This window comes from Actinoplanes sp. CA-030573, assembly GCF_050951115.1.
Lineage (GTDB): Bacteria > Actinomycetota > Actinomycetes > Mycobacteriales > Micromonosporaceae > Actinoplanes.
The window spans coordinates 1988022-2011886 of the sequence record NZ_CP192038.1; the positions used below are offsets into that span (position 1 = coordinate 1988022).

Annotated in this window: 25 protein-coding genes; 18 read left to right on the top strand and 7 right to left on the bottom strand. The window is 72.5% G+C overall.

Annotation, left to right across the window (positions count from 1 at the left end):
• The first annotated feature begins 43 nt into the window (after positions 1 to 43).
• The 4 genes from ACQP2F_RS09290 to ACQP2F_RS09305 all read left to right on the top strand — a co-directional run bounded on the left by ACQP2F_RS09290 (position 44) and on the right by ACQP2F_RS09305 (position 3576).
• A complete protein-coding gene (locus ACQP2F_RS09290; protein ID WP_433302507.1) occupies positions 44 to 265 on the top strand; it encodes a hypothetical protein in 222 nt (73 codons plus the stop codon).
• Positions 266 to 288: 23 nt separating this feature from the next.
• A complete protein-coding gene (locus ACQP2F_RS09295; protein WP_433307413.1) occupies positions 289 to 1533 on the top strand; it encodes a M48 family metallopeptidase in 1245 nt (414 codons plus the stop codon).
• Positions 1533 to 2666: a glycosyltransferase family 4 protein gene (locus ACQP2F_RS09300; RefSeq protein ID WP_433302509.1), complete on the top strand. Its 1134-nt coding sequence runs from the start codon at positions 1533 to 1535 to the stop codon at positions 2664 to 2666. The genes ACQP2F_RS09295 and ACQP2F_RS09300 overlap by 1 nt, the downstream gene beginning before the upstream one ends.
• A 73-nt stretch (positions 2667 to 2739) precedes the next feature.
• Positions 2740 to 3576, top strand: a complete 837-nt coding sequence (locus ACQP2F_RS09305; protein WP_433302511.1) for a TlpA family protein disulfide reductase — start codon at positions 2740 to 2742, stop codon at positions 3574 to 3576.
• A gap of 8 nt (positions 3577 to 3584) precedes the next feature.
• Here ACQP2F_RS09305 and ACQP2F_RS09310 read toward each other — a convergent pair whose 3' ends face one another.
• Positions 3585 to 4811 (bottom strand): MFS transporter, encoded by a 1227-nt coding sequence (locus ACQP2F_RS09310; protein WP_433302513.1) that lies wholly within the window; start codon positions 4809 to 4811, stop codon positions 3585 to 3587.
• A gap of 66 nt (positions 4812 to 4877) precedes the next feature.
• On the opposite strand from ACQP2F_RS09310, the gene ACQP2F_RS09315 reads away from it, so the two are divergent.
• Positions 4878 to 5387: a MarR family winged helix-turn-helix transcriptional regulator gene (locus ACQP2F_RS09315; protein WP_433302515.1), complete on the top strand. Its 510-nt coding sequence runs from the start codon at positions 4878 to 4880 to the stop codon at positions 5385 to 5387.
• 62 nt (positions 5388 to 5449) lie between these two features.
• A complete protein-coding gene (locus ACQP2F_RS09320) occupies positions 5450 to 5857 on the top strand; it encodes a DUF4395 domain-containing protein (RefSeq protein WP_433302517.1) in 408 nt (135 codons plus the stop codon).
• Here ACQP2F_RS09320 and ACQP2F_RS09325 read toward each other — a convergent pair.
• Entirely contained in the window at positions 5854 to 6522 is a 669-nt protein-coding gene (locus ACQP2F_RS09325; protein ID WP_020512124.1) for a response regulator transcription factor, read from the bottom strand. The two genes, ACQP2F_RS09320 and ACQP2F_RS09325, sit on opposite strands and share 4 nt — an antisense overlap.
• 7 nt (positions 6523 to 6529) lie before the next feature.
• Complete coding sequence (locus ACQP2F_RS09330; protein ID WP_433302519.1) at positions 6530 to 8218, bottom strand: sensor histidine kinase; 1689 nt, start codon at positions 8216 to 8218, stop codon at positions 6530 to 6532.
• Positions 8219 to 8299: 81 nt separating this feature from the next.
• Between ACQP2F_RS09330 and ACQP2F_RS09335 the strand changes: the two genes are divergently transcribed.
• From ACQP2F_RS09335 to ACQP2F_RS09360, 6 genes are read left to right on the top strand one after another with little or no spacing between them, the layout of a single operon-like run.
• Positions 8300 to 8752 (top strand): SRPBCC family protein, encoded by a 453-nt coding sequence (locus ACQP2F_RS09335; RefSeq protein WP_433302521.1) that lies wholly within the window; start codon positions 8300 to 8302, stop codon positions 8750 to 8752.
• Positions 8753 to 8765: 13 nt separating this feature from the next.
• Positions 8766 to 10040: a hypothetical protein gene (locus tag ACQP2F_RS09340; protein WP_433302523.1), complete on the top strand. Its 1275-nt coding sequence runs from the start codon at positions 8766 to 8768 to the stop codon at positions 10038 to 10040.
• A gap of 27 nt (positions 10041 to 10067) precedes the next feature.
• Entirely contained in the window at positions 10068 to 11018 is a 951-nt protein-coding gene (locus ACQP2F_RS09345; RefSeq protein WP_433302525.1) for an ROK family glucokinase, read from the top strand.
• A gap of 42 nt (positions 11019 to 11060) precedes the next feature.
• Positions 11061 to 11714 carry an endonuclease/exonuclease/phosphatase family protein gene (locus ACQP2F_RS09350; RefSeq protein ID WP_433307415.1) on the top strand — a complete coding sequence of 218 codons (654 nt, stop codon included), beginning with the start codon at positions 11061 to 11063 and terminating at the stop codon, positions 11712 to 11714.
• A gap of 25 nt (positions 11715 to 11739) precedes the next feature.
• Positions 11740 to 13083: a flavin-containing monooxygenase gene (locus tag ACQP2F_RS09355; protein WP_433302527.1), complete on the top strand. Its 1344-nt coding sequence runs from the start codon at positions 11740 to 11742 to the stop codon at positions 13081 to 13083.
• Between the two features lie 43 nt (positions 13084 to 13126).
• Positions 13127 to 13888, top strand: a complete 762-nt coding sequence (locus ACQP2F_RS09360; protein WP_433302529.1) for an alpha/beta hydrolase — start codon at positions 13127 to 13129, stop codon at positions 13886 to 13888.
• A gap of 59 nt (positions 13889 to 13947) precedes the next feature.
• Here the strand turns inward: ACQP2F_RS09360 and ACQP2F_RS09365 are convergent, their stop codons facing one another.
• Both ACQP2F_RS09365 and ACQP2F_RS09370 read right to left on the bottom strand, forming a co-directional pair.
• Positions 13948 to 15387, bottom strand: a complete 1440-nt coding sequence (locus ACQP2F_RS09365; protein WP_433302530.1) for an alpha,alpha-trehalose-phosphate synthase (UDP-forming) — start codon at positions 15385 to 15387, stop codon at positions 13948 to 13950.
• An 89-nt stretch (positions 15388 to 15476) separates the two neighbouring features.
• On the bottom strand, positions 15477 to 16268 hold the full coding sequence (locus ACQP2F_RS09370; protein ID WP_433302532.1) for a DUF308 domain-containing protein: 792 nt from the start codon (positions 16266 to 16268) through the stop codon (positions 15477 to 15479).
• Positions 16269 to 16442: 174 nt separating this feature from the next.
• On the opposite strand from ACQP2F_RS09370, the gene ACQP2F_RS09375 reads away from it, so the two are divergent.
• Entirely contained in the window at positions 16443 to 17180 is a 738-nt protein-coding gene (locus ACQP2F_RS09375) for a lysophospholipid acyltransferase family protein (RefSeq protein ID WP_433302534.1), read from the top strand.
• On the opposite strand, the gene ACQP2F_RS09380 is transcribed toward ACQP2F_RS09375, so the two are convergent.
• Positions 17131 to 17811, bottom strand: coding sequence for a Crp/Fnr family transcriptional regulator (locus ACQP2F_RS09380; protein ID WP_433307417.1), 681 nt, complete (start codon positions 17809 to 17811; stop codon positions 17131 to 17133). The two genes, ACQP2F_RS09375 and ACQP2F_RS09380, sit on opposite strands and share 50 nt — an antisense overlap.
• 241 nt (positions 17812 to 18052) lie before the next feature.
• Between ACQP2F_RS09380 and ACQP2F_RS09385 the strand changes: the two genes are divergently transcribed.
• The 4 genes from ACQP2F_RS09385 (at position 18053) to proC (ending at position 21490) form a co-directional block, all read left to right on the top strand.
• On the top strand, positions 18053 to 18907 hold the full coding sequence (locus ACQP2F_RS09385; protein ID WP_433302536.1) for a phosphotransferase enzyme family protein: 855 nt from the start codon (positions 18053 to 18055) through the stop codon (positions 18905 to 18907).
• 21 nt (positions 18908 to 18928) lie between these two features.
• Complete coding sequence (locus tag ACQP2F_RS09390) at positions 18929 to 19417, top strand: polyadenylate-specific 3'-exoribonuclease AS (RefSeq protein ID WP_433302538.1); 489 nt, start codon at positions 18929 to 18931, stop codon at positions 19415 to 19417.
• Between the two features lie 158 nt (positions 19418 to 19575).
• Positions 19576 to 20604 carry a 6-phosphofructokinase gene (locus tag ACQP2F_RS09395; RefSeq protein ID WP_433302539.1) on the top strand — a complete coding sequence of 343 codons (1029 nt, stop codon included), beginning with the start codon at positions 19576 to 19578 and terminating at the stop codon, positions 20602 to 20604.
• A gap of 58 nt (positions 20605 to 20662) precedes the next feature.
• Entirely contained in the window at positions 20663 to 21490 is an 828-nt protein-coding gene (gene proC / locus ACQP2F_RS09400; protein ID WP_433302541.1) for a pyrroline-5-carboxylate reductase, read from the top strand.
• Here the strand turns inward: proC and ACQP2F_RS09405 are convergent.
• Entirely contained in the window at positions 21477 to 22154 is a 678-nt protein-coding gene (locus tag ACQP2F_RS09405; RefSeq protein ID WP_433302543.1) for a DUF429 domain-containing protein, read from the bottom strand. The two genes, proC and ACQP2F_RS09405, sit on opposite strands and share 14 nt — an antisense overlap.
• 191 nt (positions 22155 to 22345) lie before the next feature.
• Between ACQP2F_RS09405 and ACQP2F_RS09410 the strand changes: the two genes are divergently transcribed.
• A complete protein-coding gene (locus ACQP2F_RS09410) occupies positions 22346 to 23821 on the top strand; it encodes a glycosyl hydrolase family 18 protein (RefSeq protein WP_433302544.1) in 1476 nt (491 codons plus the stop codon).
• Positions 23822 to 23865 lie beyond the last annotated feature (44 nt).

The following is a 23865-nucleotide window of genomic DNA, read 5'->3' on the forward strand; positions in this document are numbered from 1 at the left end:
GTCACCGATGGTGGCCGGTGCGCCACCCGGGTGAGGAGGAGTGATGATCGTCGACTGCGGTCGCTGCGCCGGTTCCGCCGACGCATGCCGGGGTTGCCTGGTCAGCGCGCTGCTGGACACCCCTGACGGCATTGCCGACCTGACGCCCGGCGAGCTGCGGGCGATCGAGACGTTCGAGCTGGCCGGCTTCGAGGTGGAGATCGTGGAGACCCCGGAGCCGCCGGTCGTCGTCCCGATGCTCCCGCGCCGCCGACACGTTGCGTGATCAACCCTAGGATGGGGCGGATGATGACGTCGCGCGCCTGGGCGGCCGGCACCCTCGTTGTGTTGCTCGTGCTGCTCGCCGTCTTCGCGGCCGTGACCATCCCCTGGCACCGACCGCCCGCGCCCCGCGCCGACCAGCTCGCCGCCCTCGGCTCGCTCCCGGCCGACAAGGTCGCGCGGGCCCGCGAGTTCCACGCCGAGCTGCGCCCGGGGTCGTACGGCGCGATGGCCGTCGGCCTGCTGGTGGCCCTGGCGCTGGGCCTGACCCCGCTCGGCGCCCGGATCGTCGGCGCCTTCGGCTCGAACTGGGTGGTCCAGGCCCTGCTCGGCGGCCTGGCCGTGGTGCTCGTGGCCGAGGTCGTCACACTGCCGTTCGCGGCCTGGCGGCACGTCGTCGTGGTGAAGTACGGCATCTCCACCCAGTCCTGGGGGGCGTGGACGGTCGACCTGCTCAAGTCGTGGGCGGTCGGCGCGGTCATCGGCGGCGTGGCCCTGCTCGGCTTCTACACGATCACCCACTTCGCGCCGCGGTGGTGGTGGGCGTTCGGGGCGGTGGGCGCGGCCGGGCTCGTGGTGCTGCTCTCGTTCGTCCTGCCGGTGCTGGTCGAGCCGGTGTTCAACAAGTTCACGCCGATGGCCGGCGGCCCGCTGCGGTCGGCGCTGATCGAGCTCGCCGACCGCGACGGCGTGCCGGTCCGCGACGTCCTGGTGGCCGACGCCTCGCGCCGCACGCGCGCGGTGAACGCGTACGTCTCCGGGCTCGGGCCGACCCGCCGCATCGTCGTCTACGACACCATGCTCACCGAGGCCACGCCGGAGGAGGTCGTCTCGGTGGTCGCGCACGAGCTCGGCCACGCCAAGGACAACGACGTGCTGATCGGCACCGTCCTCGGCGGGCTCGGCTCGGCCGTCGCGGTGATCGCCCTGTTCCTGCTCGGCTCGTGGTCGGGGCTGTTGCGCCTGGCCGGCGTCACGTCGCTGGGCGAGCCGCGCGGCATCGGCCTGATGCTGGCCGCGGTGACCGTGGCCGGGCTGGTCGCCGGCCCGGCCCAGGCCTACGTGTCCCGCCGCATCGAGGCCCGGGCCGACGAGCACGCGCTGACGCTGACCGGCGACCCGGCGACCTTCGAGGCCATGCAGCGCCGCCTCGGCACCGTGAACCTCTCCGATCCGGACCCACCGGCCTGGGAGTACGTCATCTCCGCCAGCCACCCGTCCACGGTGGAGCGCATGGCCGCGGCTCGCGCCTACGCCCGGGGAGCTCGCTGATGGGGCGCACGCTGCTGATCACCAACGACTTCCCGCCGCGGCCCGGCGGCATCCAGCAGTTCGTGCACAACCTGGCGATCCGGCAGCCGGCGGGCTCGGTGGTGGTCTACGCGTCGACGTGGAAGGGCGCGGCCAAGTTCGACGCCGAGCAGCCGTTCGAGGTGGTCCGCGAGCAGACCGGCGTGCTGCTGCCGACCCCGGCCGTGGCCCGGCGGGCGGCCGCGCTGGCCCGCGAGCACGACTGCGACCGGGTGTGGTTCGGCGCCGCCGCCCCGCTCGGGCTGCTCGCCGACGGCCTGCGCCGGTCGGCGGGCGTGCGGCGGGCGGTGGCGATCACCCACGGGCACGAGATCGGCTGGGCCGCGCTGCCCGGCGCGCGGCAGCTGCTGCGGCACATCGCCCGGGGCAACGACGTGGTGACGTACCTGGGGGAGTACCAGCGCACCCGGCTCGACCGCGCGCTGCACGGCCTCACCGGCCTCGAGCGGCTGGCGCCCGGGGTCGACGTCGAGGCGTTCCACCCCGGAGCCGACGGCTCGGCGGTCCGGGCCCGGCACGGCCTGAGCGACCGCCCGGTGATCGTCTGCGTCTCCCGCCTGGTGCCGCGCAAGGGCCAGGACATGCTGATCCGCGCCCTGCCCGCGGTCCGGCGCCGGGTCCCGGGAGCCGCCCTGCTGCTGGTCAGCGGCGGTCCCTATCGCGCGAAGCTGGAACGGCTGGCCCGCGAGCAGGGCGTCGAGTCCGATGTGGTGTTCACCGGCTCGGTGCCGTGGGCCGAGCTGCCCGCGCACTACGCGGCGGGCGACGTCTACGCGATGCCGTGCCGCACCCGGGCCGCCGGCCTCGACGTCGAGGGCCTGGGCATCGTCTATCTGGAGGCCTCGGCGACCGGGCTGCCGGTGGTCGGGGGCGACTCGGGGGGCGCGCCCGACGCCGTTCGCGAGGGCGAGACGGGGTACGTGGTGGGCGGCCGCGACGTGGCGGCCCTGGTGTCCCGTTTGACCGAGTTGCTGGGCGATCCGGCGAAGGCCCGGGCGATGGGCAGGGCGGGCCGGGAGTGGGTCGAGCGCGAGTGGCGCTGGGAGCGGCAGGCGGCCCGGCTGACGGGGCTGCTGGATGGGTCTGCGGTCTAGCTTCGGGGATCGGCGGACGTGAATCGCGTCGCTACCCGGGGATTCGGCAACTTCGGCGTGGCATCGTTTCCTCATGGACCCGCTGGGGATCGCCGTCATCGTCGCCGTCCTGATCGTCGCCACGACGTTCGGTTTGTGGCGCCGGCGCACCGATGGGGTTCTCCGCGACGAGGCGGCCGAGAAGCGGAAGCGGGCCGCGATCCTGCGGGCGGCCGGGCTCGAGGTCGTCGAGATACCCGACCATTCCTCCCCGACGGCGGCCGCGACCGCGGCGGCCAAGGCGGCGTCGACGGCGGCGGCCGCGGCGGTGCAGGGGGCGCAGCAGACTCCCAAGGCTCGCGCGCTCACCGTGGTCCCGGCGCCCGCGGCCGACCCGGAGGCGGACGTGGCGCTCGACCGCGGTGAAGCGGCGGCCCCGGAGGCGGGCGTGGCGCTCGACCGCGGTGATGCGGCGGTCTCGGAGGCCGGCGTGGCGCTCGACCGCGGTGAAGCGGCGGCCCCGGTGCCGGACCGGGAGGAAGAGCCCGGAGTGGTCGAGGACGCGGCCGGGGCCGGCGCGGCGGAGAGCGACCCGAGCGCGGCCGGGCGGGTTCTCGGGGCGGACCTGCGCGAGCGGCTCGGCGTCGAGCCGGCGGCGGTCACGTTGCTGCAGTTCTCGTCGGCGTTCTGTGCGCCGTGCCGGGCGGTGCGGCGGGTGAGCTCCGAGGTCGCCGAGCTGCTGCCGGGCGTGCGGCACGTCGAGGTCGACGCCGAGAGCCACCTCGACGAGGTGCGGGAGCTGGGCATCTGGCGAACCCCCACCCTCCTTGTGCTCGACGCCGAAGGGCGCGTGGTGAAGCGGGCCACCGGTGTGCCGAGCAAGCCGCAGTTGATCGCGGCCCTGGCCGGCCTGCTTCCCGCTCGAGGCTGAGCGGTGCCCTAGAGGGTTGCCTCGGCCAGCTCGGGCGGGGTGTGAGCGGCCGGGGTCTCGCCGGCTCGGGTCAGGTTCCGGGTGGCGGGGATCAAGAGCTGGGAAGCGGCGGCCAGCAGCAGGACCAGAGCGCAGACGGTCAGCACCCGGTCGATGCCGAAACGGTCGGCGACCGGGCCGGCCAGGGCGTTGCCGATCGGGATCGCGAGGAAGGACATCATCGTGTCCCACGACGCGACGCGGCCCAGGGCGTTCTGGGGGACCCGGTCCTGCAACGCCGTCTCCCACGCCACGTCGTAGAAGATCAGGCCGGCCCAGCCGATGATCGCGCCGGCCAGGACGGCTACCAGGGTGGCCGGCCAGACGTACGCCAGGGCCCAGAACGGCATCAGCATGAGCGTGAGCCAGCCCGCCCGCAGCAACCGCCGCGGTTTGAAGCGCAACGCCACCGCCGCGCCGATCGTGCCGCCCAGGCCCTCGGCGGCGGCGATGAAGCCGGCCGCGGTGGCGCCGCCCAGGCGCTCGATGGCCACCACCTGCACCAGGACCAGGATGATCCCGTTCGCGATGTGGTAGACCCCGGCCCCGAAGAGGCCGCCCAGCAGCCAGCTCCGGCTGCTGATCTCCTGCCAGCCGGCGCGCAGCTCGCTCAGCATCGACGAGCGCGGGCCGCGGGTGGCCCGGGTCCGCAGCAGCAGGCAGGCCGCCATCGACGCCAGGAAGCTGGCCGCGTTCACCGCGAAGCCGGCCGGGGCGCCGAACGCCGCGACGGTGAGGCCGCCGAGCGCCGGACCGGCCACCGAGCTGCCGGTCTGCAGCATGCTGAGCGTCGCGTTGGCGGCCTGACGGGACGAAGCGGGGACGAGCAGTGGGCGCAGCGCGGTCATCGCGGGGCTGAAGAAGCTGCCGGCGCCGGCCGAGATCGCGGTCAGCGCGCAGAGCAGAGCCAGGTGGTAGCCGCCGCCCGCGAACATCACCGCGATCGCGGCCGCGCAGAGCAGGCGGATCAGGTCGGAGACGACCATGACCCGCTGCGGCTGGAGGCGGTCGGCCCAGACGCCGCCGACCAGCGAGCAGGCCAGCAGAGCGGTGAACGAGCAGGCCATCACGATGCCGAGGTCGCCGGCGCCGCCGCCCGCGCGAACCACGGCGACGGCGAGGGCGACGGTCTGGAAGCCGTTGCCGATCCAGGAGAGCGTCTGGCCGGTGGCGAGCAGGCGGAAGTCGCTGAGCATGAGGCGAGACTAGTTCGACGTCGAATTATTCGCAATCTAAATATCGGGCGTGGAACAATGGGCGGCATGGCCGAGGAGAGGGACGGGGTCGATCAGCACGTGGCGCGCTGGGCGGCGTTCTGGAAGGACGACCCCCGGTTCGCGCCCGAGGTCGAGGGCGCGCTGGTCCGGATGTACGACATCGCCAAGTGGGCGAAGCGCCAGGACGCGGCGGCCTTCGCCGGCAACGAGGACTTCACGTTGGAGGACTACAAGACCCTTCACGCGCTGATGGTGCAGCCCTATCCGACCGAGGCGACCCCGGCCCAGCTGGCCGACGCCGTCCACGTGACCCGGGCCGCGATGACCAGCCGCCTCGACCGGCTCGCCGGCGCGGGGCTGGTCACGCGCGAGGTCGACCCGGCCGATCGGCGGCGGGTGCTGGTGCGGCCGACGGCCAAGGGTCGCGAGCAGTGGGACCGGCACATCTTCGAGGGCATGGCGCGCGACCAGCAGATGATGAGCGCGCTGACGCACGACGAGCTTCTCCAGCTCAACGCCCTGTTGCGCAAGGTCGTGCGATCCCTGGAAAGTTGACCGGTCCGGTGGTGATTGAGCACACACCGGCGTCGACGGCGAACAATGCGACGCTTCGGAGCATGGAACTCGACCCCCGCGGCCAGCGCTTCGCCGCGGCCGTGACCAGCGCCGTTCTCGTCGTGGTGCTGGCCACCGGCTGGGGCTGGCTGGCACTCGCCCAGACGATCGTCTTCGCCGTCACCGCTCTCGATCCGCGGCGCGGCCCTTACGCGTACGCGTACCGGAGCTTGATCTTGCCCCGCCTCGGCCCCCCGGCCGAGCGTGAGCCCGCCGCCCCCGTCCGATTCGCCCAGACCGTCGGATTTAGCTTCCTGGCCGTGAGCACGCTGGGGTATCTCACCGGGCTGACCACGCTGGGCGTGGTGTTCGCCCCGTTCGGGCTGCTCGCGGCGTTCCTGAACGCGGCCTTCGGGCTCTGCCTGGGGTGCGAGGCCTACCTGCTGCTCAAGCGGATGCGGACCGCTTAGAACTTCGGGGCGTCCGGCGCCTCGAGCAGGCCCAGCCGCAGCGCCGTCATCAGCGCCTGCGCCCGGTTGGCCGCGCCCAGCTTCTCGTAGAGCTTCGAGATGTGGGTCTTGGCCGTGGACTCCGACACGAACAGCTGCTTGGCGATGCCGGCCACGCTCATCCCGTCGGCGAGCAGGCGCAGCACCTGACCCTCGCGCGGCGAGAGCTGCGGCCCGGACGGGGCCAGCCGGCGCTTCATGGCCTCGGCCAGGTCGGCCGCGGTGAACGCGCTGGGCGCCGACGCCGCGTGCCGGGCGGCCGCCACGACCTCGTCGGCCGGCGCGGTCTTGGGCACGAAGGCGCTGGCGCCCGCCTCGAGCGCGCCGAACAGCTGGTCGTCGCCCGCGTACATGGTGAGGACCACGATGCCCATGTTGGCGTTGTTCTTCCGGAGCGCCTTGGTGGCCTCGAGACCGCTGCCGTCGGGCAGCCGGAGGTCCATGATCACCACGTCGGGCTGCAGGGCGCCGGCCTGCCGGACCGCCTCGGCCGCCGTGGCGGCCTCACCGACGACCTCGAACTGCCGGTCGCGCTCGAATGCGTGTCGCAGCCCCTTACGAATCAGGTCGTGATCGTCGACAAGGAGGACCTTGGTGCGCGTCGTCGGCGCAGGACTGGTCGACATGCTCGGGTTACTCCCCTTCTGGAGCGGAAACGCTATCCCGCACGCTATCGCGCCTACCCGGCGATCCGAGCACTACGGCTACGGTTGTCCCGCTGGGGTGTCGCGGCGTGATCTTCAAACGGCCCCGGATCCGTTCCGCCCGCTCGGCCATGATCGTCAGGCCGTAACGACCGTCCGGGCGGTCGTCGGCGAAGCCCTTGCCGTCGTCGGAGACCTCGATCTCGGCGTACGGCGGGTCCACGGTGCAGGTAACCCACAGATTAGAGGCTCCGGCGTGCTTACGCGCGTTGGTGATCGCCTCCTGCGCGATACGAAGAAGCTCGGCCTCGGTCGCGGCGGGCAGGCGGGCGGTGGACTCGTCGAAGGTGAAGTGCACGCGCAGCCCGGCCGAGGTGCCCAGGGTCCGCGCGTACTCGGCGATCGCGGCGGCCAGCCCGCCGTTGCGGTCCACCTCGGAACGCAGCTCGAACAGGCTCAGCCGCAGCTCGGTGATCACCCGGGTGACCTCGTTGCGCAGGGTGCGCAGCTCCTCGGCCGTCTCCTCGGCGCCCTCGGGCAGGGTGGCCTGCGCGTTGTCGATGCCGTAGCCGACCATCACGAGCTCCTGCGCGACGCCGTCGTGGATCTCGCGGGCCAGCCGCTGACGCTCCTCATTGGTGGCCAGCGAGCGCACGTCGTCGAAGAGCAGGGCGGCCTCGAGGCGGATCGCGGCGGGCTCGGTCACGCCGGTGACATCGAAGACCACCGAGGAGGGGTACGCGTTGGAAGCGTCCGTCTCGAGGATGACGAGCCCGATCGTGCGCACCCCGGCGACCAGCGGAACGACAAGTGAGGAGACGTCGCCCCGGCGGGCCGAGCGCCCCTGCGACCGGTTCGCCACCTGAGGCTGCTGGGTCGCCCAGGCGTCGGCGATCGCGGAGTCGGCGTCGAGCGTCGTCTCCCAGTCGACCCGGTCGGCGCCGGTCTGGGCCAGCACCACGAGACGGCCGCCGCCGCTGGTGGAGAGAACGGCGGAACGGTCGCTGGGCGCCACCATGCGCAGCTCGTCGAGCAGGTGCTCGGAGATGCCGCCCGGGTCCAGGGTCGCGCCCGGGAGCGACCGGGCCACGCTGCGCAGCTGCGTCAGGAGGCGGGTCGCTTCCGCGTACGGCTGCGGGGTCTGCTCGGCCGGTTGCATCAGCTGCCTCATCGTATCGGCGGCGAAGGTGACGATCGCGCCGAGCACGAGCCACTGCCCGCCGGCCGCGAGGAAGCCCGGCTGGGTGATCGGGCTGTCCGCCCCGATCAGGGTGCCGCCGGCGACCAGCGCCACGGCCGCGACGCCGAGCAGCGCGGCGCCCTCGGTCGGCCGCCGGCGCAGGGCGGCGGTCAGCAGCGGGACGGCGAGATAGGGCAGCACGGCCTCGGCCCCGAACCCGGCATCCACGGTGCCGCTGGCGGTGGCGGCGGCCGCGATCGAGCCGGCCGCGAGCCCGGTGACCGTGACCTCGGCGAACCGCCCGAGCGGGCCGAGGATGCGGTGCTCGGGCGCCAGGAACGCGGGCAGCGCGGCGACCACGAGCAGGGCGATCCAGCGCAGCTGCGCGGGGTCGCGGGTGGCGATCAGGGTTAGGGCCGCGACCAGCGCCAACATGATGACGCGCGCGGTCACCGCGAGCGGTTGGACGCGCGCGGAGACACTGGCTAGCACCGGCACCTGACGGATGGTAGTCGCCGCTGCAAGATACGGCTCGGCCCGGTCGTCGGGAATGTCGTACCGACGCGGTAGCCTCCGTGCATGGCGGATACCTCGACGCAGTCGATCCAGGTACATGCGCCCGTCGACGCGGTCGCCGCGGTGATCTGCGACTTTCCCCGCTACCCCGAGTGGGTCGACGCGCTGAAGCAGATCGAGGTCCTCGAGGAGTACGAGGACGGCTACGCCGCGCGGGTCCGCTTCGTGATCGACGCCGGGGTCATGGCCGACGACTACACGCTCGAGTACGCGTACGCCGACGATCTGAGCCGCATCGAGTGGCAGCTGGTCGAGCCGTCCAAGACCCAGAAGTCCCAGGAGGGCTCCTACGACCTGGCCGGCAACGACGACGGCACCACGACGGTGACCTACACGCTCGCCGTCGAGCTCTCCATCGGCATGCTCGGCATGTTCCGCCGCAAGGCCGAGAAGATGATCATGGACACGGCGCTGAAGCAGCTCAAGCGCCGGGTCGAGAGCCTCCCGGCGAGCTAGGCGGGGTGGGGCGATGCCAGATTCAGCGCGCGAGGAGGCCGAGCGCCTCGTGGCCGCCATCTTCGCGATGGCTTCGAGCGATCCTTCCGGTACGCGCGACACCGTCGGCGCCGGGCTGAGCGCGCTCGCCCGCACGGTCGCCGGGGCGGTCGACCGCCTGGCGGCGGGTCCCGGGCGTGACCAGCCGGGGAGTGACGATCAGGCGGCCGGTCGGCAGGGAAGTGGCCGGTCGGAGCGGGGGCGCGGCTCGTGGGAACAAGGGCGCGGATCGTCGGAGCGGGGGCGCGGCTCGTGGGAGCATGCGCGGTCGCGGTGGGCCACGGGGAGCGCCGAGTGCTGCGTCTGCCCGGTGTGCAAGGCGATCGCGGCGGTGCGTGACCCGAGCCCGGAGGCGGCTGTCCGGCTGGCGGCGGGCGCGGGGGACATCGCCTCGGGGGTGGCGAGCCTGATGCGGGGGCTTTCGGTGTTCGCGGGCGATCGGCCCAAGCGAGCCGCCAAGCCGGCTGCCCCGCCGGCGCCGAGCCCCGACCAGGCGTGGTCGACGGCCACCCGGGCAGCGCGGCCGCCCACCCGCGAGGCGACCGGGTCGGCCACTCGCGAGGCGACGGGGTCGGCCACTCGCGAGGCGACCGGGTCGGCCACTCCCGAGGCGACCGGGTCGGCCACTCACGAGGCCGTAACCTTCGGCGACGCGGTGGCCCAATCCGCATTTCCGACAAAACCGAAAAATCCGCCTGGGGCGGGGACCGATCCGTGGGCTGCGGCTTCGGCGGCGAGCGCGGCGGCGGCCGAGAGCGAGCGGGCGGCCGCCGCGGCGAAGCGGGCGGCGGCGCAGGCCGAGCGGCGGGCGGCGGCCAAGAAGGCGCGCGAGGCCGCGGCCGAGGCGGCTCGCCGGGTGGCCGAGGCGGCGGCGCTGGCGGAGGCCGCGAAGGCGACCGATGGTTCCGCGGGCGCGGGAGCGAGCGGTGGCTCGGCGGGCGCGGGGGCGAGCGGTGGCTCCGCGGGCACGACGGCGAGCGGTGGCTCCGCGGGCGCGGTGGCGGGTGGCGATGTGCCGGCGCGTGGTGGCTCTGCGGGCGGTGGGGAGACGGGTGCCACGCGTGGTGGGGGCACGCGGGGGCGGCGTACCCCTCAAAGGTTTGATGTATGGGCCGCGGCCACCGCGGAAGCGGGTGTTGGCGACGTGGGCGGCGCCGCGACCGTGGATCATGATGTACCGGGCGCCGCGGCGTCTGGGGAGCGCGACGGCGCGGCGGGCGACGCTGCCCCCGGCGACGGCGCGGCGTGAGCGGTTTGCAGTAGCAGAGGAGACAGCGTGACGCTGACCATCGGAGTCGACGTCGGCGGCACCAAGGTGGCCGGAGGGGTGGTCGACGAGCACGGCGGCGTTCTGGCGTCGAACCGTCGCGACACGCCGGCCGAGGACCCGGCGGGCACCCGCGACACGATCGTCGAGGTGGCGGCCGAGCTGGCGCGGCAGTTCCCGGAGGCGACCGCGATCGGGATCGGGGCCGCGGCCTGGATCGACGCGCCGGGGGCCACGGTGCTGTTCGCGCCGAACCTCGCGTGGCGCGACGAGCCTCTGCGGGACTACGTGAGCAAGGCGGTGGGGCTGCCCACCGTGCTCGAGAACGATGCCAACGTGGCGGCCTGGGCCGAGTTCCGGTTCGGGGTCGCGCGGCACGCCGACGACTCGATGGTGATGATCACGGTGGGCACCGGCATCGGTGGCGGCATCGTGCTCAACGGCAAGCTGTGGCACGGCGCCAACGGCATCGCGGGGGAGCTCGGCCACATCCAGTCGGTGCCGGACGGGCATCCGTGCGGCTGCGGGCGGCTCGGTTGCCTCGAGCAGTACGCGAGCGGCAACGCCCTGGTGCGGTTCGCCCGGGCCGGAGCGCGGCAGGAGCCGGAGCGGGCCGCGCTGCTGCTCGAGCTGGCCGGCGGCGACCCGGTCGCGATCACCGGCCGGCAGATCACCGAGGCGGCCCGGGCCGGCGACGGCGTGGCCCGGGACGCGTTCGCGCAGATCGGCTACTGGCTCGGCGTCGCGATGGCCGACCTCGCGCAGGCCCTCGACCCGCAGATCCTGGTGGTCGGGGGCGGGGTGGTCGACGCCGGCGAGCTGCTGATGACGCCGACCCGGACGACGTACCGGGATCAGCTGAAACAGCGCGGCCGGTTCCCGGTCGCCGATGTGGTGGCCGCAGAGACCGGCAACACCGCCGGGGTGGTCGGCGCGGCCGATCTGGCCCGGCGGATCTGACGGCGGGACGGGACGACGGTGTCCGGGGTGCCGCTGCGGGTCATGAGCTACAACGTCCACGGCCTCAAGGACGACCGGGCGGCCCTGATCGACCTGATCCGCGACGCGGCCCCGGACGTGCTGGTCGTGCAGGAGGCGCCGCGCCGGTTCCGGTGGCGGCACAAGTGCGCGGCGCTCGCCGACGACACCGGCCTGGTGGTGGCGGCCGGCGGCCTGCCCGCGCTCGGCAACCTCGTGCTGGTGAGCCTGCGCGTACGGGTGCTCGAGACCTGGTGCATGCGTTACCCGCTGACCCCGGGCCGGCACCTGCGCGGCGCCGTGTTCGTGCGGGGCTCGGTGCGCGGCGGCGCCTTCACCGTCTCCGGCTCGCACCTGGCCACCGACCCGGCCGAGCGCCCGGCCCAGGCCGCGCTCTGGAAGGAGGCCCTCGACGCCGCCGAGGGCCCGGTGATCGCGGCGGCCGACCTCAACGAGGGCCCGGGCGGCGGCGCCTGGCGCACGGTCGAGGACGGCCTGGTCTCGTCGGCGGCGGGACACTTCACGTTCCCGGCCACGCTGCCCGCCCGGCTCATCGACGGCCTCTTTGTGACGCCCGACATCACCATCGAGAAGTACGAGGTGGTGGGCAGCGACCCGGCCCGCCGGGCGAGTGATCATCTTCCTCTGCTGGTGGACCTGAAGCTCCCTTCCTCGTAGGCGCGCCTTCTGGCAGGATCGCCGCGTGCACGACACTCCGGACATCGCCGACCGTCGGGACGCGGTGTGCGTCATCGGGGCCGGCGCCAGCGGGCTCGCCGCGATCAAGAACCTGCGCGAGCACGGTTTCGCCGTCGACTGCTACGAGCGGGAGACCTCGGTCGGCGGCGCCTGGAACTGGCGGCACGACCGCAGTCCGGTCTACGCGGGCACCCATCTCATCTCGTCCCGCCCGCTGACCGAGTTCCCCGACTTCCCGATGCCGGACGGCTGGCCCGACTATCCGCACCACAGCCAGGTGCTGTCCTATCTGGAGCGGTACGCGACGCATTTCGGGCTGGGTGACCACATCTGGTACGGGACCGAGGTCGTCTCGGTAATCCCGGCGGGCGACGGCCGCTGGGACGTCAGCACCCGGTCGACCGGGGGCGGCTCCACGCGTACGCAAAGGTATGCCGCCGTGGTCGCCGCGAACGGCCACAACTGGTCCCCGGCCCGCCCCGAGATCCCGGGTGAGCTCCGCGGGCAGGTCATCCACGCAGCGCAGTACAAGGACCCGGCCCAGCTGCGCGGCCGCCGCGTGCTGGTGATCGGCGGCGGCAACACCGGCTGCGACATCGCGGTCGAGGCGGCGCAGCAGGCGACCACCGTCTGGCACTCCACCCGGCGGGGCTACTGGTACGCGCCGAAGTACGTGCTCGGCCGGCCCGCCGACCAGGTCAACGACCGGATGCTGCGGTGGCGGCTGCCGTTGCGCCTGCGGCAGTGGCTCTACCGCCGCACGGTCGCGATGACGACCGGTGACCTCACCCGCTTCGGGCTGCCGGCGCCGGACCACCGGCCGTACGAGAGCCATCCGATCGTCAACAGCCAGCTGCCGTACTACCTCGGGCACGGCCGGATCCGCCCGGTGCCGGACGTGACCCGCTTCGCCGACGGCAAGGTCGAGCTGGCCGACGGCCGTCGCATCGATCCCGAGCTGGTGATCATGGCGACCGGCTACCGGCCGCGCTTCGAGTTCCTGGCGCCCGAGCTGCTCGACACCGGGGAGGACGGCCGGCCCGACCTGCATCTGCACGCGTTCGCCCGTAAACATCCGACGCTGGCGGTGGTCGGGCTGCTCCAGCCGGACGCCGGGCTGCTGCCGCTCGCGCACTGGCAGAGCGTCGCGGTGGCGCGCTGGCTGCGGCTGCGCCGGGATGATCCGGTACGCGCGGCGGCCGTCCAGCAGAAGGAGTCCACCCGGCCGTTGCGCAGCTGGTCGCGCCGCCAGGTGGTGCCGACCCGCCGGCACTGGTTCGAGGTCGACCACATCGACTACCTGAAGGCGCTCGCCGGGCTGCTGCGCGAGATGGAGCCGGCCCGATGAGCGGCGAGCGAGCCGTCGCGCCGAGCGAGAGGGAGCCGGCCCGATGAGCGAAGAGCTGATCCGGTTCGCGGACTGGACGTCGCCGGTGCCGCCGGTCGAGCGCGAGGTCGTGTCGCGGCTGGTCGAGGGCGAGGACCAGCAGCCGCCGCTGCTGTTCGTGCCCGGCGCCGGCCACGGGGCATGGGCCTTCGCCGAGCACTGGCTGGCGCACGCGGCGGGTCGCGGCTTCCCGGCGTACGCGCTGACCCCGCGCCCGGGCGGCGACCTGCGCGCCCAGGTGCACGACGCGGTGCAGGTGGCGGCGTCGCTGCCGAGGCAGGCGGTGCTGATCGGGCACGGCGCCGGGGCCCTGGTCGTGGCCCGCGCGCTCGGCCGCTACCCGGCCCGGGCCGCCGTCCTCGCCGCCCCGCGGACGGCGCGCGGGGCCACGATCGGCGCCGCGCTGCGGGCCAACCCGGTCGGCGCCGTCCCGGCGGTCTTCGGCGGCCGGTTGCGCCTCAACCGCCGGCAGTTGTTCAACGGGCTGCCGGCCGAGGCCGCCGACGCCTATCTGTCCAAACTGGCGCCGGCCAAGGAACCCCGGGGACGCCTGCCCCGCCCGGTCGGCAACCTGCCGGTGCTGGTCGTGGGGTCGCCGGACGATCGGGTGGTGTCCCGCAAGGCGCTCGAACGCACGGCGAGCCATTACGGCGGCGCGCCCCTGCTCTTCCCGGGCATGGGCCACGAGCTGATGCTGGACGCCGGCTGGGCCGAGCCGATCGACGCCATCCTCGACTGGCTCACCAAGGAGCTGGCCGCCCGCTAGCCGCGGGCGGTGGCCGGCTGGCCCAGGGCGGCGGCCGGCTGACCCCGGGCGGTGGCCGGCTAGCCGCGGGCGGCGGCCGGCGATCGGCGGCGCGGGAGGCGCTGGGCCAGGCTGCCGGTCAGATCGAGGGACGTCAGATAGGCACGTGCCCACGCGTGGATGTCGTTCTCGGTGATGTGCGCGCGCATCGCGGCCATCCGGCGCGCCAGGTCGGCCGGCTCGGCGTCCATGGCCCGCAGCAGTGTCTCCTTGAGATCGTCGAGGTCGTGCGGGTTGACCTGGAACGCGTCCTCGAGCTCGGCCGCCGCCCCGGCGAACTCGCTGAGCACCAGCGCGCCGGTGTCGTCGGCCCGGGCCGCCACGAACTCCTTGGCCACCAGGTTCATCCCGTCGCGCAGCGGGGTCACCACCATGACGTCGGCCGCCTGGTAGAGCGCGGCCAGATCGGCCCGGTCGAACGGCTGGTTCAGGTAGTGGATCGCCGGTTCGCCCACCCGCCCGTACTCGCCGTTGATCCGGCCGACCTCGCGCTCGATCCGGTCGCGCAGCCCGCGGTAGTTCTCCACCCGCTCCCGGCTCGGCACCGCCACCTGCACCATCACCGTGTCGCGGACCTTCACCCGCCCGTCGCGCAGCAGCTCGCTGTACGCGGTGAGCCGGTGCTCGATGCCCTTCGTGTAGTCCAGCCGGTCGACGCTGACCAGCACCTTCTTGTGCCGGCCGAGGTCGTGCCGCAGTTGGCGGGCCAGGTTCACCACGTACGGCCGGGCGGACAGCTGCTGCATCTCGGCGACGTCGATGGAGACCGGGAACGCGCCGGTGCGCACCACCCGCCCGTCGAGCAGGATCGCCTCGTCGGCGCCGCGCGCGTTCACCAGCTTGGCCGCGAGCTGGGCGAAGTTGTGCGCGGCCTGCTCCCGCTGGAACCCGACCAGGTCGGCGCCGAGCATCCCGCGCAGCAGGTCGACCCGGCGGGGGAGCTGCATGAACAGCTCGGGCGGCGGGAACGGCACGTGCATGAAGAAGCCGATCAGCAGGTCGGGCCGCATCTCGCGCAGCTGCTGCGGCACCAGCTGCAGGTGGTAGTCCTGGATCCAGACGGCGGCACCGGGCTCGGCCACCTCGGCCGCGGCCTCGGCGAAGCGGCGATTCACCGACCGGTACGTCTCCCACCAGCCCCGGTCGAAGACCGGTTGCTCGACGGCGTCGTGATAGAGCGGCCAGAGCGTGGAGTTCGCGAAGCCCTCGTAGTAGCCGCGCAGCTCCTCCTCGGTGAGCGACATCGGGCGCAGCCGCAGCGTGCCGATGTCGGGCAGCGGCCGCGCCGGCCCGACCCCGCCGCCCCAGCCGACCCACGTCGCCGGCGTGCCGTCGAGGATCGCGTGCAGGGCTCCGGCCAGTCCGCCGGGGCTGCGCCGCCACTCGCAGGCGCCGTCGGGGGCGGCATTGTCGTCGAGCGGGAGACGGTTGGCGACCACGACCAACGAGCTCTGGCGCATCACCGAAGGCTACCGGAACCTCACCGGACGGTTATACCGACGGTGGTCAATTCGACACGACCGACCCCGAAAGGGTCGCCGGACCGGCCTCAGACCACCGCGCCGTCGTCGAAGTCGTCCTCGTCGTCGTCACCCGAGCGCAGCCGCCAGACGAGCATGACCGCGCCCGAGACGATGGCCGCGAAGCCGAGCAGCGTCACGTAGTCGCGGGTGATCGGCAGCAGGTCGGGGAAGAGGAACAGCACGAAACCGAGCACGACCCCGATCACGCCCATCACCGCGTACTTCGAGAGGCGCGGGAACGGCGGGGGAGGCGGCGGGATGTAGCGCTCCTCGTCCTCGTCCTCGTCGTCGTCGAGGCCGGCACCGAAGGTGTCGAGCCCGTCGATCAGCGACGGCTCGGCCGGGTGGTCGGTACGGCGGCGGTTGTGCGGCGCCGGCTCGGTCACCGGCGGCGCGACCGGCGGCTCGGGCGCGGCGGGCAGCCCCTCGGCGGCCGGCCACGGCGCGGCCGTCGGGTCGACGGTGGTGTGGAACCCGGCCACGATCTTGGCCCACTCGGCCTCGATGTCGGGCTCGCGGGTCGGGTCGGCCGGCGGCGTCGGCGGCTGGCCGCCGGTCTCCTTGAGCAGGTGGGCCCGGGCGTCCTCGAGGTAGGCCCGGTCGACGTAGAGCCGGTCGGTCGGGCGCGACGGCAGCGTGGTCGCCCGCAGGATGGGGTTGAGATCAGCCGTGGGCTGCAGATATGCCGCGATGCCCACCGCCTGGAGCACGTCGAGAAGGTGCTCGCCGACGCGCGGATCGACGTCGCCGGCCACCGCGAAGCTGGCCGCGTCGAGCCCGTTGTCCCGCCGCCCCCGGCGGGCGCCACCCGCTGTCACCCTGCACACTCCCTCGCCGACCGTGCCTTGAATGGTGACACGCCGAGCACCGGTTGCGGGAGTGCGTTGTGGCGCGCCGTCCGCGTTCCCGTCCAACCGCCCCGCCCACCACCCACAAAGGGACTGAAAGGCCTAGGCTTCCGTTTGCGGTCGATGGTCCATGGAAGGACGCTCTTGTTCTATTGGCTCTTGAAGTACGTGGTCCTCGGGCCCGTGCTGCGGCTCATCTTCCGTCCCGACGTGCGGGGCCGGGAGAACGTGCCCGCCGAGGGCCCGGTGATCCTCGCCTGCAATCACCTGTCCTTCTCCGACTCGATCTTCACACCCCTGATGGTGGATCGCAGAGTGACGTTCGTCGCGAAAGCGGAGTACTTCACCGGCAAGGGGATCAAAGGGTGGCTGATGCGTCACTTCTTCCTCGCGACCGGGACGATCCCGGTCGACCGTTCGGGCGGCAAGGCGGCCCAGGCGGCGCTGGACACCCTGCTGAGAGTGCTGCGCGAGGGTGGCATCGCGGGCATCTATCCGGAGGGGACCCGTTCGCCGGACGGCCGGCTCTACCGCGGCAAGACCGGCGTGGCCCGCCTGGCCCTGGAGAGCGGCGCCCCGGTCGTGCCGGTGGCCCTGCTGAACACCGACGAGATCCAGCCGACCGGCACGATGATCCCGAAGGTCAAGCGGGTGCGGATGCGGTTCGGGAAGCCGCTCGACTTCTCCCGCTACGCCGGCTCGCGCGGCGACCGCTTCGTCGAGCGGGCGATCACCGACGAGATCATGTACGAGCTGATGACCATGACCGGCCGCGAGTACGTAGACGTCTACGCCAGCAAGCTGAAGACCTCGATCGAGGCCCCGGTCGTCGCTAAGACAGAGCCATCCCCGCTCGGCGCCGCAACGCCTGGAGATCGGTGACCACGATCCGGCGGCCCTCGGTGCGCAGCCAGCCGCGGCTGGCGAACGAGCCGATCGCCTGATTCACGCTCTGCCGCGAGCCGCCGGCCATCTCGGCGAGCTGGCTCTGGTTGAGCTCGATCGTGATCATCGGCGCCTGGCTCTCGCCGGCCAGGCGTACCAGCGTCTTGGCCACCCGCCCCGGCAGGTCGAGGAAGACGTGGTCGGTGTTCTGCTCGGTGAGCCGCCGGATCAGCGCGCCGACCGACCGCATCACCGCGTCGAGGATGCGCGGGTTCGAGTGGACCAGGTCCATGAAGGCGGCGCGGGACAGGGTCAGCGCCTGGCAGTCCTCGATCGCCTCGGCCGACGCGCTGCGGGTCGCGGCGTCCAGAAGGGACACCTCGCCGAGCACGTCCGGCGGCCGGACGACGGTGAGCACCGCCCGCTCACCGGTGGGCGCGGTGCGGAAGATCGCGACGGCGCCGCGTTTCAGGATGATCAGGGATTCGCCGGGGTCGTGCTCGACGAAGATGATCTGACCCTTGCGGTACGTGCGTGGAACCGCGGTGGCGATGACCCGCTGCCGGACGTCCGGTTCCAGGCCGGCGAACATCTCCACGCCGGTCAGCGCGTCGCCGGAGTCCGGCATGCGATGGTCCACGGCGCTATCCCTCCCCCAGGTGGGGACCGCGTCGACGAGCCCGGCCGGCGCCGGCCCCTCGACGCGAACGATCACTAATAGCACGAAGCTGCCCTCCCGCGCCATTTCTGCGCGAGCGTGCCTACGATCATGTCGCGCGGGTCGCTATCTGTAAACCTCTCGATAGCCAAGCGTGATTGACGGTCATCCTGTCCGTCGTATTTTCGGCATCTGCCGAGATAATCCCGCGGTGCCGGATGACGACCTTGTTCTCTCGACCCTGCGGGACCAGTGGCATCTCCTGCCGACCGAGATCAAAGCCCTCCCGTGCGAGGTGCTCTCCCGCGGCTGGGAGATCACCGCGGGCGGCCGGCGGTACGTGTGCCGTCTCGTCGAGCCCGCCGACCGGCAACCGGTCGAGGCCGGCCTGGTCGCGGCCGAGCACCTGCGGATCCGGGACATCGCGGCGGGCGAGCCGGTGCGCACGCTCGCCGGGGGATTGACGGCGCGGACGCCGGCCGGGGCGCTGGCCCTGCTGCGGCGGGTGCCGGGGCGGCCGCTCGACGGCCGGGACCCGGTCGACCAGCAATGGTGGGGTGACCGCCTGGGCGCCGTACATCGGGCTCTTCAGGGTTTTCACCATCCCGGTCTGCGCCCGTGGCAGGTGCTCGACCACAACGCGCCGCATCTCGCGGCCGAGGCCTGGCTGCGCGGCGCCGTCGCGGACGCGGTGAGCGCGGCGGTCCGGCTCACCGTCACCGATCGGCTGACGTACGGGATGCTGCACGGCGACCCCTCACCGGCGAGTTTCGTGGTCGACGCCGCCACGGGGCGGGCCGGCCTGCTCGACTGCGGGGCCGGTGGGATGGGCCCGCTGGTCTACGACGTGGCGGCGGCGATCGGCTACGCCGGCGGGGTGGCCAAGGCCGGCGAGCTCATCGACGGGTACCTGGCGGCCGGGCCGGTGCGGCGCGACGAGCTGGAGGCGGCGCTCCCGGTGCTGTCCCGGCTGCGCTGGGCCGTACGGGCCGATCGGGCCGCCCGCCGGGGTGACAGGAAGACGCTGCGCCGCGCGAGACGGGCCCTGGAAGCGCCGGGCGGCTAGCCGTACGTAAGGATGGTGGCGATGGTTTACCGCTATTTCTACGACTGTGAGTTCATCGAGGACGGCCTCGTGATCGACCTGGTGTCGATCGGCGTCGTCGACGAGTTCGGCCGCGAGTTCTACGCGATCAGCACCGAGTTCGACGACACCAAGGCCATTCCCTGGGTGCGCCGCAACGTCCTCGACAAGCTCCCGTCCCCGTCCGACCGGGCCTGGCGCTCCCGCGAGCGCATCCGCGACGACCTCCACGAGTTCCTGATGGAGCCGCTGCGCGGCCGCGACGAGCAGATGGAGCTGTGGGCCTGGTTCGCCGCCTACGACCACGTGGCGCTCGCCCAGCTGTGGGGCGCGATGCCGGCCCTGCCCCGCGAGATACCGCGCTTCACCAAGGATCTGCGCCAGCTCTGGGACGACCGGGGCCGCCCGCACCTGCCGAGCATGGCCGGCCGGCACGACGCCCTCGTCGACGCCCGGCACAACCTCGCCCGCTGGAACGCCATGAAGGGCTAGGCTCGACCCGGGGCGCTTTCGCCCGAGTTTCCGGCGGCAGATAAAGTGCGCTTGCGGCCCGCCCCGGGCCGGCAGCGCTGCCGTAAGAGAACGCTCCCTGGGGCTCGACGGGCTTACGACTTCTTCTCGCAACCCGATTCAGGGAGGACGAGCAAATCATGCGTATCGGCGTGCTCACCGGCGGCGGCGACTGCCCCGGTCTCAACGCGGTGATCCGGGCGGTGGTCCGCAAGGGCGTCGCCGCGTACGGTCACGAGTTCGTCGGATTCCGCGACGGCTGGAAGGGCCCGCTCGAGGGCCTGACGAAGCCGCTCGGCATCGCCGAGGTCCGTGGCATCCTGCCGCGCGGCGGCACCATCCTGGGCTCCTCGCGCACCAACCCGTTCAAGATCGACGGTGGCGTCGAGAAGATCAAGGCGAACCTGGCCGAGCAGGGCGTCGACGCGCTGGTCGCCATCGGCGGCGAGGACACGCTGGGCGTCGCCACCAAGCTCAGCGACCTCGGGGTGAACGTGGTCGGCGTTCCGAAGACGATCGACAACGACCTCAACGCGACCGACTACACGTTCGGCTTCGACACCGCGGTCAACATCGCCATGGAGGCGATCGACCGGCTGCACACCACCGCCGAGTCGCACCACCGCACGCTGGTCGTCGAGGTCATGGGCCGGCACGCCGGCTGGATCGCGCTGCACGCCGGCCTCGCCGGTGGCGCCAACGTGATCCTGCTGCCCGAGCGCAACTTCGACGTGGACCAGGTCGCCACCTACGTGACCAAGCGCTTCCAGGTCGAGTACGCGCCGATCGTCGTGGTCGCCGAGGGCGCGCAGCCGCTCGAGGGCCAGATGCAGCTGGTCAACCAGGAGCTGGACTCCTTCGGGCACGTCCGCCTCGGCGGCATCGGCCAGTGGCTGGCCGAGCAGCTGGAGGCCAAGACCGGCAAGGAGGCCCGCACGGTCGTCCTCGGCCACATCCAGCGCGGCGGCACCCCGACCGCGTTCGACCGGGTGCTCGCGACCCGCTTCGGCCTGCAGGCGATTGACGCCGTCCACGAGGGCGATTTCGGTAAGATGATGGCGCTGCGGGGCACCGACATCGTCCGCGTGCCGCTGATCGAGGGCACCGGCGAGCTCAAGACCGTCCCGCTCTCCCGCTACGAAGAGGCCGAGGTCTTCTTCGGCAGTTGATGTTTCCCAAAAGGGGGGCGACCGCGCGGGTCGCCCCCCTTTTTACGTTAGGGGCGAGATGACCAAGCACAGTGTCGCCGTGATCGGCGCGGGCAAGCTCGGCGAGCTGGTCCTCTCCGGACTGCTGCGGTCCGGCTGGCCGACCCAGCAGGTGCTCGCCACCACGCGCCGGCCCGAGCGGGCGGCCGAGCTGGCCGAGCGCCACGGCATCCGCCCGGTGCTCAACCTGACCGCCTTCACCCAGGCCGACGTGCTGCTGATCGCCACCAAGCCGCAGGACGCGGGCAAGGTGCTCGACGACTTCGGCATGAAGGTGCCGCCGGACCGGCTGGTCATCTCGCTGTGCGCGGGCCTGCCCACGAGCTACTTCACCGAGCGGCTGCCCGGCGGCATCCCGGTCGTGCGGGTCATGACCAACACCCCGGCGCTGGTCGACCAGGCGATGACGGCCATCTCCCCGGGGCCGTACGCGACCGAGGAGCATCTCGCCCTCACCGAGGAGATCTTCCGGCCGCTCGGGCGGACCCTGCGGGTGCCCGAGTCGCAGCAGGACGCCGTGACCGCGCTCTCCGGCTCCGGGCCGGCCTACTTCTACCTGCTGGTCGAGGCGATGATCGACGCCGGCATCCTGCTCGGACTGCCCCGCCACGTGGCGCACGAGCTCGCGGTGCAGACCGCGATCGGCTCGGCCACGATGCTGCGCGACTCCGGCGAGCACCCGGTCAAGCTGCGCGAGGCGGTGACGTCGCCGGCGGGCACGACCGCGGCCGCCATCCGGCAGCTGGAGAACCACGGCGTACGGGCGGCTCTGCTCGACGCCCTGGACGCGGCGCGCAACCGCGCCGCCGAGATCGCCACGCAGATGGCCGCCGCTAATACCAGATAGCGATCTTCGAGCCGTTGTTCTCCTCCGGGGGCGACGGATGGCTCAGCGCCGCGCCGGTGGCCACCCGGTGGGCCGACCACGCGACGGCGGCCGCGTCCAGCAGGTCGTCGGGCGGCGCCTGGCCGGCCGGGCCGATCTGGTCGGGCAGCACGATGCCGTGGCGGGCCAGCAGGTCGCGCCGGCGCATCTGGCCCGACCAGGTCTTCTTGGCGTGCTGCAGCGGCTCGCCCGCCATCGTGCGGAACGAGACCTCCGGGTGGGCCTCGAAGAGCAGGCCCGGATGCCGCTCCCAGATCGCGTTCGCCTCCAGCAGCTTGGGCCGCAGAGCCCACGACTGCCGGCTCAGGCCGGCGCCGGTCAGCTCGCGGCACAGCCGGTTGGCGGCGGCGAAGTCGGCCTCCTGCCAGACCGCGCGCGGCGGCACCCGGAAGACGCTGCCGCGGCGGGGGCCGAGCTGGTCGGCGGCGAGCGTGTCGGCCGCCCGCCAGCGGTCGTCGAGCATGCCGAGGGGGATGTCGACGCCGATCACGGCCGCGCCCGAGCTGCTGGTGACGATCTCGTATAGCGAGGCGGCGAGCACGGCCCGGCCGAAGACGCCGTCGCGCAACTCCACCCCCACCCAGCCCAGGGCGTACGCATCAACGCCGATCACGTGGATGGTCATCGGCCACCAAAGATGGTCATGACGGCAGACTACGCGCAGTGTCCGTTCGTGTGCACCCCGTACCGGCGGCCGGGAAGAAGTTAAGACACCGCTTAATCGCAAGCGCGCATCTTGACGATTGTGAATGGCTGTGACTACGGTCTCTCTACGAACTTTTTGGAAACTTTCCTAACTGTTCACGAGGAGACGAAGTGCAGAAATCCCTCCGCCGCGCTCTCTGGGCCGGGGCTCTCGTGGTGGCGACGTCCGCCGTGGTGCCGCTGACCCAGGCCTCAGCCGCGGTGGCCTGTGCCCCCGCCTGGTCCTCGACCGCCGTTTACGTCAAGGACAACACCGCCTCCCAGAACGGACACAACTACACCGCCAAGTGGTGGACTCAGAACGAGTCGCCGGCCACGCACAGCGGTCAGTGGGACGTCTGGATCGACAACGGCGCCTGTGGCGGCACGACCACCCCACCGACCACGCCGCCCACCACGGCCCCGACCACCGCCCCCACGACCACCCCGCCCACCACGACGCCGACGACTCCGCCCACCACGTCGGGTCCGAGCGGCAAGAACGTCGTCGGCTACTTCGCCGAGTGGGGCGTCTACGGCCGCCAGTACTTCGTCAAGAACCTGGTCACCTCGGGCTCGGCCGCGAAGCTCACGCACATCCTGTACGCGTTCGGCAACACCACCGGCGGCCAGTGCTCGATCGGTGACTCGTACGCCGACTACGACCAGGCCTACACCACCGCCACCAGCGTCGACGGCGTCGCCGACACCTGGGACGCGGGCGCGCTGCGCGGCTCGTTCAACCAGCTGCGCAAGCTCAAGAAGCTGTACCCGAACATCAAGGTGATCTGGTCGTTCGGCGGCTGGACCTGGTCCGGCGGCTTCACCCAGGCCGCGGCCAACCCGACCGCGTTCGCCAACTCCTGCTACAACCTGATCAAGGACTCCCGCTGGTCGGACGTCTTCGACGGCATCGACATCGACTGGGAGTACCCGAACGCCTGTGGCCTGCAGTGCGACGCGTCCGGCCCGGCCGCGTACAACAACGTCATCACCGCGCTGCGCAACAAGTTCGGCTCGTCGTTCCTGATCACCTCGGCGATCTCGGCGGACGGCTCGAACGGCGGCAAGCTCGACGTGGCCGACTACGCCTCCGGCATCCAGAAGCTCAACCTGGTCTTCCCGATGACGTACGACTACTTCGGCGCCTTCAACGCCCAGGGCCCGACCGCTCCGCACTCGCCGCTCACCTCGTACGCGGGCATCCCGACCGCCGGCTTCTACTCGGACGCGGCGATCCAGAAGCTCAAGAGCAAGGGCGTGCCGGCCAACAAGATCCTGCTCGGCATCGGCTTCTACGGCCGCGGCTGGACCGGGGTCACTCAGGCGGCGCCCGGCGGCTCGGCCACCGGCGCGGCGCCCGGCACCTACGAGGCCGGCATCGAGGACTACAAGGTCCTCAAGAACACCTGCCCGGCCACCGGCACCGTCGGCGGCACCGCGTACGCCAAGTGCGGCAGCAACTGGTGGGGCTACGACACCCCGTCCACGATCGCCGGGAAGATGACGTACGTGAAGAACCAGGGTCTCGCCGGCGCGTTCTTCTGGGAGTTCTCCGGTGACACCACCAACGGTGAGCTGATCACCGCCATCAAGAACAACCTCTGATGTAACACAGCAACAACTCATCTCCTCAGGTGAGAAGCGGGGCA

What these genes read in the sequence shown, in the direction of transcription:
- ACQP2F_RS09305 (WP_433302511.1), top strand. Translation starts at nt 2,740, where the DNA reads ATGGACCCGCTGGGGATCGCCGTCATCGTCGCCGTCCTGATCGTCGCC.
- ACQP2F_RS09340 (WP_433302523.1), top strand. Translation starts at nt 8,766, where the DNA reads ATGCCAGATTCAGCGCGCGAGGAGGCCGAGCGCCTCGTGGCCGCCATC.
- ACQP2F_RS09300 (WP_433302509.1), top strand. Translation starts at nt 1,533, where the DNA reads ATGGGGCGCACGCTGCTGATCACCAACGACTTCCCGCCGCGGCCCGGC.
- ACQP2F_RS09395 (WP_433302539.1), top strand. Translation starts at nt 19,576, where the DNA reads ATGCGTATCGGCGTGCTCACCGGCGGCGGCGACTGCCCCGGTCTCAAC.
- ACQP2F_RS09290 (WP_433302507.1), top strand. Translation starts at nt 44, where the DNA reads ATGATCGTCGACTGCGGTCGCTGCGCCGGTTCCGCCGACGCATGCCGG.
- ACQP2F_RS09380 (WP_433307417.1), bottom strand. Translation starts at nt 17,811, where the DNA reads ATGCCGGACTCCGGCGACGCGCTGACCGGCGTGGAGATGTTCGCCGGC.
- ACQP2F_RS09320 (WP_433302517.1), top strand. Translation starts at nt 5,450, where the DNA reads ATGGAACTCGACCCCCGCGGCCAGCGCTTCGCCGCGGCCGTGACCAGC.
- ACQP2F_RS09360 (WP_433302529.1), top strand. Translation starts at nt 13,127, where the DNA reads ATGAGCGAAGAGCTGATCCGGTTCGCGGACTGGACGTCGCCGGTGCCG.
- ACQP2F_RS09325 (WP_020512124.1), bottom strand. Translation starts at nt 6,522, where the DNA reads ATGTCGACCAGTCCTGCGCCGACGACGCGCACCAAGGTCCTCCTTGTC.
- ACQP2F_RS09295 (WP_433307413.1), top strand. Translation starts at nt 289, where the DNA reads ATGACGTCGCGCGCCTGGGCGGCCGGCACCCTCGTTGTGTTGCTCGTG.
- ACQP2F_RS09405 (WP_433302543.1), bottom strand. Translation starts at nt 22,154, where the DNA reads ATGACCATCCACGTGATCGGCGTTGATGCGTACGCCCTGGGCTGGGTG.
- ACQP2F_RS09390 (WP_433302538.1), top strand. Translation starts at nt 18,929, where the DNA reads ATGGTTTACCGCTATTTCTACGACTGTGAGTTCATCGAGGACGGCCTC.
- ACQP2F_RS09350 (WP_433307415.1), top strand. Translation starts at nt 11,061, where the DNA reads ATGAGCTACAACGTCCACGGCCTCAAGGACGACCGGGCGGCCCTGATC.
- proC (WP_433302541.1), top strand. Translation starts at nt 20,663, where the DNA reads ATGACCAAGCACAGTGTCGCCGTGATCGGCGCGGGCAAGCTCGGCGAG.
- ACQP2F_RS09310 (WP_433302513.1), bottom strand. Translation starts at nt 4,811, where the DNA reads ATGCTCAGCGACTTCCGCCTGCTCGCCACCGGCCAGACGCTCTCCTGG.
- ACQP2F_RS09365 (WP_433302530.1), bottom strand. Translation starts at nt 15,387, where the DNA reads ATGCGCCAGAGCTCGTTGGTCGTGGTCGCCAACCGTCTCCCGCTCGAC.
- ACQP2F_RS09315 (WP_433302515.1), top strand. Translation starts at nt 4,878, where the DNA reads ATGGCCGAGGAGAGGGACGGGGTCGATCAGCACGTGGCGCGCTGGGCG.
- ACQP2F_RS09335 (WP_433302521.1), top strand. Translation starts at nt 8,300, where the DNA reads ATGGCGGATACCTCGACGCAGTCGATCCAGGTACATGCGCCCGTCGAC.